This is a genomic window from Crocinitomix algicola (assembly GCF_001661595.2).
Lineage (GTDB): Bacteria > Bacteroidota > Bacteroidia > Flavobacteriales_D > Crocinitomicaceae > Crocinitomix > Crocinitomix algicola.
The window spans coordinates 212,844-226,607 of record NZ_LYPF02000014.1 but is presented as its reverse complement, the minus strand read 5'-3'; the positions used below and the strand labels follow the sequence as shown (position 1 = coordinate 226,607).

General features: G+C 36.5%; 10 protein-coding genes. 8 read left to right on the top strand and 2 right to left on the bottom strand.

What is annotated here, in order from left to right:
- Positions 1 to 161: 161 nt before the first annotated feature.
- Positions 162 to 1,142, bottom strand: coding sequence for a 6-phosphofructokinase (pfkA, locus tag A8143_RS08915; RefSeq protein ID WP_066758564.1), 981 nt, complete (start codon positions 1,140 to 1,142; stop codon positions 162 to 164).
- Positions 1,143 to 1,160: 18 nt separating this feature from the next.
- Between pfkA and A8143_RS08910 the strand changes: the two genes are divergently transcribed.
- From A8143_RS08910 to A8143_RS08875, 8 genes are all read left to right on the top strand, one after another.
- On the top strand, positions 1,161 to 1,982 hold the full coding sequence (locus A8143_RS08910; protein ID WP_066758562.1) for a hypothetical protein: 822 nt from the start codon (positions 1,161 to 1,163) through the stop codon (positions 1,980 to 1,982).
- Between the two features lie 85 nt (positions 1,983 to 2,067).
- The gene (locus A8143_RS08905) at positions 2,068 to 2,643 is read left to right on the top strand and encodes an RNA polymerase sigma factor (RefSeq protein WP_066758561.1); all 576 of its coding nucleotides are present in this window, start codon (positions 2,068 to 2,070) and stop codon (positions 2,641 to 2,643) included.
- Positions 2,640 to 3,716 carry a tetratricopeptide repeat protein gene (locus A8143_RS08900; protein WP_066758559.1) on the top strand — a complete coding sequence of 359 codons (1,077 nt, stop codon included), beginning with the start codon at positions 2,640 to 2,642 and terminating at the stop codon, positions 3,714 to 3,716. Before A8143_RS08905 ends, A8143_RS08900 begins: the two co-directional genes overlap by 4 nt.
- Before the next feature lie 107 nt (positions 3,717 to 3,823).
- A complete protein-coding gene (locus A8143_RS08895; RefSeq protein WP_066758554.1) occupies positions 3,824 to 6,451 on the top strand; it encodes a valine--tRNA ligase in 2,628 nt (875 codons plus the stop codon).
- Between the two features lie 60 nt (positions 6,452 to 6,511).
- Positions 6,512 to 7,912 (top strand): dihydrolipoyl dehydrogenase, encoded by a 1,401-nt coding sequence (gene lpdA / locus A8143_RS08890; protein WP_066758553.1) that lies wholly within the window; start codon positions 6,512 to 6,514, stop codon positions 7,910 to 7,912.
- A gap of 53 nt (positions 7,913 to 7,965) precedes the next feature.
- Complete coding sequence (hemH, locus tag A8143_RS08885; RefSeq protein WP_066758552.1) at positions 7,966 to 8,997, top strand: ferrochelatase; 1,032 nt, start codon at positions 7,966 to 7,968, stop codon at positions 8,995 to 8,997.
- An 18-nt stretch (positions 8,998 to 9,015) separates the two neighbouring features.
- A complete protein-coding gene (locus A8143_RS08880; RefSeq protein WP_066758551.1) occupies positions 9,016 to 9,744 on the top strand; it encodes a lysophospholipid acyltransferase family protein in 729 nt (242 codons plus the stop codon).
- A gap of 96 nt (positions 9,745 to 9,840) precedes the next feature.
- Positions 9,841 to 10,554 carry a YebC/PmpR family DNA-binding transcriptional regulator gene (locus tag A8143_RS08875; protein ID WP_066758549.1) on the top strand — a complete coding sequence of 238 codons (714 nt, stop codon included), beginning with the start codon at positions 9,841 to 9,843 and terminating at the stop codon, positions 10,552 to 10,554.
- Between the two features lie 139 nt (positions 10,555 to 10,693).
- On the opposite strand, the gene A8143_RS08870 is transcribed toward A8143_RS08875, so the two are convergent.
- Positions 10,694 to 13,720: a PKD domain-containing protein gene (locus A8143_RS08870; RefSeq protein ID WP_083261298.1), complete on the bottom strand. Its 3,027-nt coding sequence runs from the start codon at positions 13,718 to 13,720 to the stop codon at positions 10,694 to 10,696.
- Positions 13,721 to 13,764: the final 44 nt, after the last annotated feature.

Below are 13,764 nucleotides of genomic sequence, written 5' to 3'. Positions count from 1 at the left end.
AAAATTGTTCTGAGTAGGCAGATTTTCAAGCTTTTATAAGTGAACTTTTTTTTGTCGCAAGAGGGGTAGAAATGGCAGCGCCCGTGTTAACGGGACTATAATGGATGACCCGACCCGAAACTTGTGGAGGGACTTGCCCTAAAGATTTTGACTTTTCAACCCTAATAAACACTTAATTTTCGGATAATTTTTAGATAATCCATGTTTTTGGGAGGCGATTTTACTTGCGTATGATTAATGTCAGATGCAATTACCTTATTATTATGCATACCTATATACAGGTTTGTATTGCCTTGTAATAGCTCTACCACTGCCTGCTCACCGAATAAGGTTGCATTCAACCGATCTAGAAAAGAAGGTGATCCTCCCCTTTGCATGTGTCCTAAAACTGCCACCCGCACTTTATCCGACAAGTTTTTATCTTTAAGATATGCGAAAACCTCTTTTGCTCCCCCAATTTGATCTCCCTCTGCCACGATTATAATACTTGACTTGTTTGCGGCTAATGCACGCCGCAATTTTTCTTCGAATTTTTGTAAATCTTCGTTTCGTTCAGGCATAAAAACCTCTTCGGCACCACTTGCGGCTGCAGCATTAAGTGCAAGGATTCCTGAATTATTCCCCATGACCTCCACTAAAAAGACCCGATGGTGACTACTTGCGGTATCTCTAATTTTATCTACTGCGTCAATAATTGTGTTGAGCGCTGTGTCAAATCCAATGGTGTAATCAGTACCTGTGATATCATTATCAATTGTTGCAGGTATACCTATTATAGGAAGGTCAAATTCGTGGCTAAAAATTGAAGCCCCTTTAAACGAGCCATCACCTCCAATAATAATAAGTGCATCTATTTTTAAAGCTTGAAGATTAATGAAAGCCTTTTTTCGTTCTTTTTTATGTAAAAAGTCAGGGCATCGAGCGGTACCTAAAATCGTTCCTCCTCTTTGTATAATATTAGACACATCATGATAATCTAATTTTTTAAATTGATTTTTAATTAAACCATTAAAACCATCTATTACACCATAGGCTCCAATTCCATGATAAATTGCTGCCCGAACAACAGCTCTTACACAAGCATTCATTCCTGGCGCATCTCCACCAGATGTTAATACTGCAATATTTTGTATTTTTACCATTTTACTATATCATTATAAATGCGCTATACACTGCTTATACTATTTACAGGGTTTTCTTTTTTTGGATTCTCACAAAAAGATAAAGAACAGACTCTATTTTTTGGAGTTAATATTGGAACAAAATTAGCAAATAAAAACTATGCTTGGCGATACAGCGGTATATATAGTAATTACGGGAATTACGAAACTCAATTAGAAGCCACTTTATATCGAGAGAACAATTATAACATAATCAGAGACCTGCTTGGTGGTAGTGATTTTTCAGTCCCATATGACGCCTATTCGCAAAATATACGATATACACCTGGACTATTAACAGGTGTTACAATAGGCTACCAAGTCAGTCCTAATTTGCAAATGAGTGTTGACGGGAATTTTAATAAACTTAAGGTAAGGGATGTATTTTCCATTAAAGTCCTTGATGGAAGTGTACAGACAAGTCAAGATCAATATAGGTTAGGTGAGATCTATGCCGAAGAGAGTCGTTTTGAAGGGCGATATAATGTTGACTACGTTTATGACGGAAATAAGGCCAGATTTATTCTGGGAGGAAGTGGACTATTCTCATTTTGGAGAATGGACCAACACGTTGCTTCTTTTATGGGACACAACATGGCCTTATACACCGTACACTCGGCAACTCCTCAGAACGAATTCAATATTACGAGAGGTTCGGGCTGGGGCTTAGGCATGAATTTTGGGGTTGAATATCGTGTAAATGATAAAATTGTAAGTCAAATCATGTACCAACCCTATCAAACTTTTGTCAATTATGGCATTGCGATTGAGAAGCGCTTTTTACCACAGCATGACATAACTGTTCGATTTTTGTGGAAATAAAATTTAAACTTTTATGGAAATTGGAAACTGGTGCATCTATAAGGTGAAACCAATAGAATTAAACCATGTGTTTTAATTATACACTATGCTGCTTAGCGCAATTTTTAGAAAAAATATTAAGAATTTATCCGACTTGGAAGTTGTGCAGCAAATCTCGACCAATAGAGAAGCTGCAATGGGTGAAATATATCGGAGGTATGCTGCATTAGTAATGGGACTTTGTTTAAAATACATGAAACAAAGTGATGAGGCCGAAGATCAGATGATACAAATTTTTGAAAAACTGGAGAGCAAATTAGCGAAACACGAGGTAAAGCACTTTAAAAGTTGGCTATATACGGTTAGCCGTAATGCTTGTTTAATGGAGCTAAGGAAAAAGAAACACTTCAAAGTGGAAGCTTCCAAGGTCTTAGACCATACTATTGATGATTCAGATGAAAAAATGCAAGCCTTAATAAATAAGGAGTTGCAACTGGATGAATTAGAAAGTGCTCTACCTTTACTGAAAGATGATCAGCGGAAAGCTGTTGAGTTGTTCTACCTCAAGAACAAGTGTTATAATGAGATTTCAACCATGATGAAAGTTGATGTGAAAAAAGTTAAAAGTTTAATTCAGAATGGTAAACGCAACCTAAAACTAAAGTTAGAAAAGCGATTATGAGTAAAAATCGTGAACATATTGACATTGAATTGCTTCGTAAATATTATGGTAATGAGTTAAATTCAACGGAGCGTCACAGAATTGAAAAAGAGGCCTTGAGCGATCCCTTCTTGGCTGATGCTATGGAAGGGTTTGAGAACAACCCGGGAAGTTTTGAATCATTTTATATAAAAAATAAACGAAGACTAAAACCGAAATACAGTTCAACATTCTTATGGGGAACTGTGATTTTGGCCGCACTTTTTGTGACAACCAAATTAATCTCATATGAAAAAGGGGAACGCGAGCCGCATTCTGAAATTCAATCTTCTCAGCCTATTCATAAAAAAGAACAACCTAGTTTGAAGCAAAATGAAGTGGAAGTACTTCCGCACGAAATAGAAATATTAACAGAAATAGAAACGATTGATCAAATTAGCCCTCAAGAGCTCATGAATGAGAACAAGGAGAATGAAACTTTTTTGAATGAAGAAATTACTGTCGAAAATGAACCGCTAATAAAACCAGAATTCGACTCACAAGAAGAGGAAGTTGGGTGGAACATGAACGGTATGACTATACCCAATAGTGTTTATTTGTTCGACTTAGAAGTGTTAGATTATAGAAAGGTCGATCGCACCAATAAATCCATTACTTATAAACGATTCGAACTTACGGGAGTATCCGCGGACAGAGAAAACGAACACTCAACTTCTAACCTCATTGAGAAAGAAGTTCAAATTCCATACACTGAATACTTGGAGAAAAGTATGTATTTCTTTTCCAAACAGCAATACAAACAGGCCTTAAATAGATTCATCACAATTTTAAAACAGTACCCCAATGACATGAACGCCCTTTTTTATGGCGGTCTATCTTATTTTAATTTGGGAGTTTATGACAAAGCAATAAACCAATTTGAAGCCATCGAAAAATCTCGCTACTTTTTATTCAAGGAAGAAGCTATGTGGTATTCTGCAAAAGCATATATTCAATTAAACGAGGTTGGAATAGCGGATTCTCTATTGAACCAAATTATAATTCGTGGGGGTTTTTATCTTGACAAAGCCATAAATCTAAAAAGTGACTTATAGTATTCTTTACTCATGATTTTTACCAATGTAATTCAGCGAATAAAATAGGGTGAATAATGAACATTTCATTAAATTTGTGAATTGATATAAAAAGAGATTCAAATTTAATGGAAATTCCTAAGCAATACGAGCCGAACAAAGCAGAAGACAAGTGGTATTCCCACTGGATGAAACAAAACTATTTTCATTCGGAACCGGATGATCGTGAACCATATACAATTGTCATTCCTCCACCAAACGTAACGGGTGTTCTACATATGGGGCATATGTTAAATAACACGATACAAGATGTCTTAATTCGCCGTGCTCGTATGCAAGGTAAAAATGCATGCTGGGTTCCAGGTACAGATCATGCTTCTATTGCAACAGAAGCAAAGGTAGTACGGAAATTACGTGATGAAGGTATCAAAAAGTCGGACTTAAGTCGTTCTGAGTTTTTAGAGCACGCTATGGACTGGAAAGACAAATACGGAGGAGTTATTCTTGAACAGTTAAAAAAACTAGGTGCGTCATGTGATTGGGAAAGAACAGAATTTACAATGAATCCTGATTATTCAGAAAGCGTCATTGACACATTCTTAGATTTATTCGAGAAGGGTAAGATATATAGAGGTGTACGAATGATTAATTGGGATCCAGCGGCACAAACAGCATTATCCGATGAGGAAGTTCTTCATAAGGAAGTGAACTCAAAACTTTATCATGTTCGATATAAAATTGAAGGAACAGATGACGAATGGTTAACAATTGCAACTACCCGTCCGGAAACGATATTGGGTGATACCGCAATCTGTATAAATCCAAATGATGCCCGTTTTTTACATTTGCATGGTAAAAAAGCGATTGTGCCAATTGCCAATCGGGTAATACCAATCATTCAAGATGAGTATGTAGAAATGGAGTTCGGAACAGGATGTTTGAAAGTAACTCCTGCCCATGATGAAAATGACTATAACCTTGGTAAAAAGCATGATCTTGAAACATTAGATATTTTAAATGATGACGGTAGTTTAAATGCTCATGGCTTGCATTATGAAGGGAAAGACCGTTTTGAAGTACGCAAATTAATTGCAAAGGAACTGGATGAACTTGGTTATCTTGTCGATGTTGAGGATCATATTAACAAAGTCGGCTATTCAGAACGAACGGATGCTGTTATTGAGCCAAAACTCTCATTACAGTGGTTTGTTGATATGCAAAAATTCTCTGAGCCTGCGCTAAAAGCGGTGATGGATGGTGAGGTGAATTTTTATCCTGAAAACCTCAAAAACACTTATCGCCATTGGATGGAAAACATCAAAGACTGGTGTATTTCAAGACAATTGTGGTGGGGTCATCAAATTCCGGCTTATTATTATGGTAAAGGTGATAATGATTTTGTTGTCGCGAAAACCATTGAGGAAGCTGCTATTAAGGCAAGTGAAAAAGCAGGAAAAACAATTAATACAACTGATTTAAAGCAAGATGAAGATGTGTTGGACACATGGTTTTCTTCTTGGTTGTGGCCAATTTCTGTTTTCAAGGGATTGACAGATAAAGGAAACGATGAGATTAAGTACTACTACCCTACCAACGATCTAGTCACTGCACCTGAAATCATGTTTTTTTGGGTTGCCCGAATGATAATTGCTGGTATTGAATATATGGGGACACCTCCATTTAAAAACGTATATTACACTGGAATAGTGCGGGATAAACTAGGTCGAAAAATGTCTAAGTCCCTAGGGAATTCACCCGATCCAATTGGATTAATTAATGAATACGGAGCTGACGGTGTACGATTGGGTATACTTATCTCTTCGCCAGCCGGGAATGACCTGCCTTTTGATAGTTCTCAGTGTGAACAAGGTCGAAATTTTTCCAATAAAATATGGAATGCTTTTCGATTGGTAAATCAATGGGAATGGCGTGATATTGAACAACCAGCATCGAGTAAAATTGCTATTAATTGGTTTGAAAGTAAACTAAACAAGGCTATAAGTTCTATTGATGATCATTTTGATAAGTTTAGAATTTCTGACGCCCTGATGACTACTTACAAATTAATATGGGATGATTTTTGCTCTTGGTATTTAGAAATGATTAAGCCGGGCTATCAACAACCAATTGACGTAGTCACACTAGAAGCGACCATTTCATTCTTTGAAAAGATCCTAAAATTAGTTCACCCATTTACGCCTTTTATTACCGAAGAAATTTGGCATTGGCTTAAAGAAAGAAATGAAGGGGAAGACATCATAATTAGTTCCTGGCCTGTTGCTAGAATTGCAGATGAAAAGCTTTTAAATGGCTTTGACAAAACAATGGAAGTAATATCCAACATTCGAAATGTTAGAAAACAAAATAACATTGCCAATAAAATTCAATTGGATTTGTTCATAAAAGAAAATGCAGACCACAATAAAGAAATGGATCCTGTAATTCAAAAAATGGGGACATTAGGAAAGATTGAATACACGGATGAAAAAATAGCAAACTCCTTTTCATTTATAGTGAACAATAATGAATTCTTTATTCCTTTTGGTGACCAAGTCGACCTGGAAGAAGAAAAGAAAAAAATTCAAGCCGAATTAGAGTATGCCGAAGGCTCTTTAAAGATAGTTCAAAAGAAACTATCGAATGAGCGCTTTGTAAACAACGCTCCAGAACAGGTTGTGGCTGGAGAGCGTAAAAAAGAGTCCGACGCTTTGAATAAAATTAAAATATTAACAGAAAAACTTGCTGAATTATCTTAATTCGCATTAAACAAATAATAATTCTCTACTATTTAGAAAGAGACAGAAAAAACAAAAATTATGAAATATGATGTTGTAGTAATCGGTTCAGGTCCTGGAGGCTATGTAGCAGCAATACGAGCGGCTCAACTAGGAAAGAAAACAGCGATTATTGAAAAATATAATACGCTTGGAGGCACCTGTTTAAATGTAGGTTGTATTCCTTCAAAAGCATTATTGGATTCTTCAGAACATTTTCATAATGCAACCCATAATTTCGAAAAACACGGAATTGAGATTCCATCACCAAAAGTAAATATGCAACAAATGATTGCCCGTAAAAACGGTGTTGTAAAGCAAACTTGTGATGGAATACAATACCTAATGGACAAAAATAAAATTGACGTTCATACTGGGTTAGGATCGTTTGTGGATAAAAACAAGATAAAAGTTACTGATTCGGAAGGAAAGGAAACTATTTTGGAGACAGAGAAAACGATTATTGCAACAGGGTCCAAGCCAAATTACTTCCCAGGAATGGAACCAGACAAGGATCGAATCATTACTTCTACTGAGATGTTAAATCTAGAGGAGGTACCTGAAAACCTTATTGTAATTGGTGGAGGTGTTATTGGACTTGAACTTGGAAGTGTTCATGCAAGACTAGGTGCTAAAGTTAATGTCATTGAATTTGCGGGATCGATACTTCCAACAATGGACAGTTCAGTTTCCAAAGAATTGACAAAGGTATTGAAGAAGGAAGGATTTAAATTCAATCTAAATCACCGTGTTCAAAATGTTGAGAATACTGGAAACGGAGTAAAAGTTACAGCTTTGAACAAAAAGGGTGAGGAAGTTGTTTTTGAGGCAGACTATTGTTTAGTAGCTGTAGGTAGAAAACCATTTACAGAAGGGTTAGGGTTAGAAAATGCTGGTGTTAAAATGGGAGATCGAGGAATGATTGATGTGAATGATCACCTTGAGACTAACGTTCCTGGGATATATGCAATTGGAGATGTTGTTAGAGGAGCGATGTTGGCTCATAAAGCAGAAGAAGAAGGTGTATATGTTGCAGAATTAATTGCTGGACAAAAGCCTCATTTAAATTATAACCTCATTCCTGGAGTTGTTTACACTTGGCCAGAAGCTGCTTCAGTAGGAAAAACTGAAGAAGAGTTAAAAGAACAAGGTGTGAATTATAAGGCTGGATCATTTCCAGTAAAAGCATTGGGCAGAGCTAGAGCAAGTATGGACATTATGGGTATGGTAAAGGTATTAGCTGATGCTGAGACTGATGAAGTTTTAGGAGTGCATATGGTGAGTGCTAGAGCCGCTGATATGATAATGGAAGCTGTTACGGCAATGGAGTATCGTGCTTCTGCTGAAGATATGGCGCGCATTTGTCACCCACACCCTACTTATACCGAAGCAACAAAAGAAGCTGCTCTTGCTGCTACTGAAAATAGAGCATTGCATATTTAAAAGTAATTGGAGGATTTTGACTAAATCAATCCATTTACTGCTGACAAAATTTTATGACAAAAAAGAAAACAGGTGTTTTACTGATAAACCTTGGCACACCAGATAGTCCAAAAACTGGTGATGTGAGACGGTATTTGACCGAATTTTTAAATGACCCACGGGTAATTGATATTAATGCTGTGGGAAGAACTTTACTTGTTAATGGAGTAATTGTACCATTTCGGGCGCCAAAATCAGCAAAAATATATAAAGAACTTTGGGACTTATGGGGAGGTGAATCTCCCCTTTTAACATACGGAATTAAATTACGAGATCGACTGAGAGAATTCTATAAAGGCGATGGCATAGATGTTGAATTTGCCATGCGATATAAAAATCCTTCTTTAGACGAGGTGTTAGGTAAAATGGAAAAAGTGGGGTATGAACGAATTGTGATTTTACCACTCTTTCCCCAATATGCAAGTTCGTCGACCGGATCAGCTGTTGAAAAAGCCATGAATATCATTCGAAAGTGGTGGGTTATTCCGGAGCTTAAAATTATTAATCATTTTTACGACAACCCTGGTTATATCAAGGCCTTTGTTGAAAAAGGAAGACAATATAATATCGATGAATACGATCACGTACTTTTTAGCTACCATGGTTTACCCGAGCGACAGATTGAAAAAGTACATCCTAATTTAAAATGCAGTGATTGTACTTGTCCAAAACAGTTTAATCCCGGACAGGAATCTTGTTATAGGAATCAGTGTTATCAAACCACTCGACTTATTGCGCAAGGATTAGGACTTGATTCATCACAATACACGGTTGCTTTTCAATCGAGATTAGGAAGCACACCTTGGTTAACGCCTTATTCTGATCAAGTCGTTGAAGAATTAGCCAAAGCGGGTAAGAAAAAAGTGCTTGCCTTTTCAGCCGCATTTATTGCTGACTGTTTAGAGACTTCTATTGAAATTGGAGATGAATATCAAGAAATATTTGAAGAAAATGGAGGTGAAAAAGTGCAATTAGTCGAAAGTTTAAATGATTCTGAACTATGGATAGAAACTGTAAAATCACTCGTTGACAATCAGCTAAAATAGTTCGGTAAATTTAAAAATATGACACTACTGTCCTACCTACTAACACCGCTATTTTTTCTTTTCTTTGGATTGTTTTTAGTCCTATTTCACCCCTTACAAGTTATCACTCGAAACTTATTTGGAGCAAGAGCACATGACCATGTTGTAGCCGCTTTAAATTTTTGTTTGACAGGGTGCTTATATATACTTGGCACCCGTTTAAGTTTTCATCATTTTAAAGCATTACCAACAGACCGTCCAATTCTTTTTATATGTAACCATCAAAGTATGTGGGATATTCCACCTGCGATTTGGATGCTGAGGAAAAATCGGCCAAAATATATTGCAAAAGCCTCATTAGCGAAAAATATACCAAGCATATCTTACAACTTAAAATATGGAGGGTCCGTTGCAATAGATCGAAAAAATACAGAAGAATCAAAAGCGAAAATAGAAACATTCGCAGAAAATGTCGCTAAAAATAACTTTTCTATTGTGATTTACCCAGAAGGTACAAGGAGTAGAAATGGAAAAGTGGCACCATTTAAGCAAGGAGGAATTGAATCCATATTAAATGTGATACCTGAAATTGATGTTGTACCAATTGCCATCAAAAATACAGGTCTAATTGACAACAATGGAAAATTTAATAAGCGATTAGGTATTCACGCAAGTTTTACAATGTTACCGATAAGAAAGTTAAGAAAAGTAAATTGTACAATTGAGTTAGAAAAAATAAGAAATGAAATAATTAACTGTCTCAAATAAGTAACACGTATTGGAGATATTATTAGGAGTTACGCAAATATATATCCCTTTGAAAAAACAATACGGCTTATTATATTTGACAAAATTAGATAAATAATGGGAAGAGCATTTGAATTTAGAAAAGCACGAAAATTAAAACGTTGGGGACAGATGTCCAAAACGTTTACGAAAATAGGTAGAGAGATTACAAAAGCAGCGAAAGAAGGTGGACCTGATCCTGATGCTAATTCGAAATTACGTGTCTTAATTCAAAATGCTAAAGCTGCTAATATGCCTAAAGACAATGTCGAAAGGGCCATAAAAAAAGCAACTGATAAAAACCAAGAAAATTGGGATGAGCGAGTTTATGAAGGATATGCGCAACACGGTATTGCTGTCTTAGTTGAAACACTAACAGACAATTCAACAAGAACCGTTGCAAATGTTCGTGCGGCTTTCAATAAATGTGATGGTTCTTTAGGAACCTCTGGAAGCGTTGAGTTTTTGTTTGAACGCAAATGCATGTTTAAAATTGATGCAAACGATATTGATGTTGAAGAATTTGAATTAGCAATGATTGACTTTGGGGGAGACGAAATTGATAAAGATGAGGAGGAGAATGAAATTATCATTTATGGTCAATTTGAAGATTTTGGCAATATACAATCAGGTTTAGAAGAATTAGGACATGAAATTAAAGAAGCGAACTTGGAGCGGATTCCACTAAACACAGTAACATTAACGGAAGAGCAAGAAGAGGATGTCAATAAGTTAATTGAACGACTGGAAGAAGACGACGATGTCCAACAAGTGTTCCATACAATGGCTTAAATTGTAATGACAAATTTATCATTCAATCCTGCAACCAACTGTTGCAGGATTTTTTTTTTGAGCAATAAAAAGATACCGTGTAAAAAACCCCACTTCATTTCTGAAGCAGGGTTCTTATTTGGTATAGAAAAATATAAATTTATTTGAGGAGCGTTACATGGCCTTCCACGTAATGTCTTTTATCACTCATTGTTTCTCCAAATTCCATTTTCCAAATATAAACTCCAGATTCTAAAGTCTCTCCTCCACCATAAGTCCCATCCCATCCGGCAGTTGCATCATAAGATTCAAACACCATTTCTCCCCAACGATTAAAAATAACTAGGTGAAAATCATAAACATCCAGTCCTGCGCCAAAATAAGGTTTAAAGTTATCGTTAAAAGAGTTTCCATCAGGAGTAAAAGTGTTAGGTAAATAGTATAAAAGTAAATCATTTACCAAAACTCTATTTGTTGTTGTATCTGCACATGCATAATCATTTTCTGCAATTAAAGTAATTACGTAAGTTGTATTACCGATTTCAGGATAAATATGAATAGGATTGGTAATCTCAGAAATAGGTGAACCATCACCGAAAGTCCATTTATAACTCGTCGCATTTTCGGATTGATTCACAAACTCGACTTCCGTATTGTTAATATTTATGTCAACAGCATCAAACTCGAAATTAGCAATTGGAGCATCAAGCACGTCAATATAATCTTCAAAAGTCAAAGTCGCTTTACAGCCCAATCCACTAATCGCAGTCAATTTCACATCATAGAGTCCTGCATACTGATAGCTATGATTTGGGTGAGTTAAATCACTTGTAACACCATCGCCAAAGTTCCATTGGTAACTAATTGCACCTGAAGTAGCATTTGTAAAATTTACATTATGGTTTACACAACCAAATAATTCGTCCCCGCTAAAATTAACAATTGGTAATGGATTAACAGTAACCATTACGTCGTCGGTAGCACTACATCCTGTTGAGTTTGTACCAGTAACCGTATAGGTTCTGGTTAAGTCTGGAAAAAAATCTTCTCCATCTGACACTCCAAAATTCCATATATAAGTACCACCAGCACCTGCCCCTGTCCCAGATAAAACAATTGACTCACCTTCACAAATCGTTAAACTAGAGGAATGTCCAGTGACTATTGGATTATTGAACACAGTTACATCTATTGCAGCAGAATTTTGGCATCCATTAATATCTGTACCCATTACCGTGTAAGTTTGGGTGCCCACAGCAGCTGGTGTGAATGGTGCTCCGTTAATAACTCCCATATCCCAACTATAAGTTAATGCACCTTCACCTAAAAAAATAACAGATTCCCCAAGACAAATCTCAGATTCATTTACTGTTGCATTTACCTCTGGTAGATCATTTACTACTACGTTTAGAGTATCTGTATTAATACATCCTGTGGTCAAATTTTCGCCTGTAACTGTATAGGTGTGAGTTCCTACCGTTAAAGGAATGTATGGTACGCCATCTTCAACACCAAAATCCCAACTATAAGTATCAGCACCTGAAGATGTAAAAATGATAGATTCACCTAAACATATCTCATCGCTATCAACTGAAGCGTCAACATTCGGTAATTCGTGTACAACAAAATCAACAGTATCCTTGTTTTGACAACCTGTCAAATAGTTTTCACCGGATAGGATATAACTATATGTCCCAGCCGTAACTGGATTAAAAGCAACACCATCAACTGCTCCCAAATTCCATGTCAAAATATCTGCTCCAGATCCCGACAAAGTAATAGATTCACCTAAACAAATTTCTTCTGCATCAACACTCCCTTCAACAATTGGCAATTCATTTACAATAACAGAGACCGTATCCTTGTCTTCGCATCCGGTTACGTCCAATGATCCAGTCACTATGTAATCATGAATTCCAACGGTGACAGGTTGAAAAGGAACCCCATCCAAAACACCTAAATTCCAGATATACGAATCTGCTCCTGTCCCAGAAAATGTAATAAACTCTCCAAGGCAAATTTCAATAGGATCCGCAATTCCAGCAACTGAAGGATTATCATTAACAACAATTTCTAAAGTATCAGAATTAAAACATCCACTTAAACCCGACTCTCCAGTAACAATAAAGTCAAACGTACCTGTAGTTGCAGGCGTGAAAGGTACTCCATCTAGAACTCCTAAATTCCAAACATAAGTATCAGCCCCAGCTCCGGTTAAGGTAAGAAGTTCATCAAAGCATAATGTATCTTCCGTTGCAATTGCCATAACATCTGGCAGGTCATGAACAACAACTTCTTGCTCAATTAGACAATCCACTTTGTTTGCCTCTTCATCTAAATAAGTTAATATATTAGAACGTAAGTTTGAAACCATGGGTGCTGGTGAATGATGATTTACAGTTGTTAAACCTCCAAAAATCACCTTCCCTAGACCCCAATCTTTCTCCGCCAATGTTACATCTCCCCCGTCTACCAATATGGGGGTTAGTCCAACCCCGGTCAACTTACCATGTGAAATATAAAATCCAGTCATCGCAACTGCGGTTGGCAATAAGGGCCCTAAGAAAATCGGGTGACTAGCATCTGCTGCTGCTGCGTTATTTAAAAACAGAGGATATTCTAATACTGTACCACCAAAACCAAAGTCAAGGTCACCTCCTTCGTTTGGAGCAGCATTTAAAAATAAACAGCCACCTTCATTCACCCAGTCTTCAATTAATCCAATATTTGCTGTTAAAAAAACTTCCAATTCACTCGCATTAAAATCTGATCCATCAAGAAAGACCATAGAAGTTGTACTAGTAAAAATTGTTGCAGCAACTCCAGATTCAAAAGTTTCTTGAATCCAATTACCTGCTCCAAACGCATTATCCATACAGGTTTGATTTGATAAAGACCCCCATGGATTGCCATTAATTGAAGTCAAGTAATAACGATCTTCTACCCCATCCAATTCATAAGTTATAGTGTGCGTCCCGACGCCAGCAAGTTCTGGATTAAAGGTATCGTCAATTATCCCTGGTCCGGCTAAAAGACCTCCATCAGGCAATGGAATTATTGTGGAATTGGTATCATCTATACAATAACTAGACTGCAACCCAGTCAATATGCATTGTGAGAAACTGAGAAAAGACTTTGAAATACAACAAATAATCAGAAAAATTATTCTAATATAATTACTATTCATTTATAAAGTTTTGCGTTCAACGCGCAAAGATAGTTTACTTATAT

Coding starts and splice junctions, on each gene's coding strand:
- pfkA (WP_066758564.1), bottom strand. CDS start 1,142: ATGGTAAAAATACAAAATATTGCAGTATTAACATCTGGTGGAGATGCG.
- A8143_RS08910 (WP_066758562.1), top strand. CDS start 1,161: ATGCGCTATACACTGCTTATACTATTTACAGGGTTTTCTTTTTTTGGA.
- A8143_RS08905 (WP_066758561.1), top strand. CDS start 2,068: ATGCTGCTTAGCGCAATTTTTAGAAAAAATATTAAGAATTTATCCGAC.
- A8143_RS08900 (WP_066758559.1), top strand. CDS start 2,640: ATGAGTAAAAATCGTGAACATATTGACATTGAATTGCTTCGTAAATAT.
- A8143_RS08895 (WP_066758554.1), top strand. CDS start 3,824: ATGGAAATTCCTAAGCAATACGAGCCGAACAAAGCAGAAGACAAGTGG.
- lpdA (WP_066758553.1), top strand. CDS start 6,512: ATGAAATATGATGTTGTAGTAATCGGTTCAGGTCCTGGAGGCTATGTA.
- hemH (WP_066758552.1), top strand. CDS start 7,966: ATGACAAAAAAGAAAACAGGTGTTTTACTGATAAACCTTGGCACACCA.
- A8143_RS08880 (WP_066758551.1), top strand. CDS start 9,016: ATGACACTACTGTCCTACCTACTAACACCGCTATTTTTTCTTTTCTTT.
- A8143_RS08875 (WP_066758549.1), top strand. CDS start 9,841: ATGGGAAGAGCATTTGAATTTAGAAAAGCACGAAAATTAAAACGTTGG.
- A8143_RS08870 (WP_083261298.1), bottom strand. CDS start 13,720: ATGAATAGTAATTATATTAGAATAATTTTTCTGATTATTTGTTGTATT.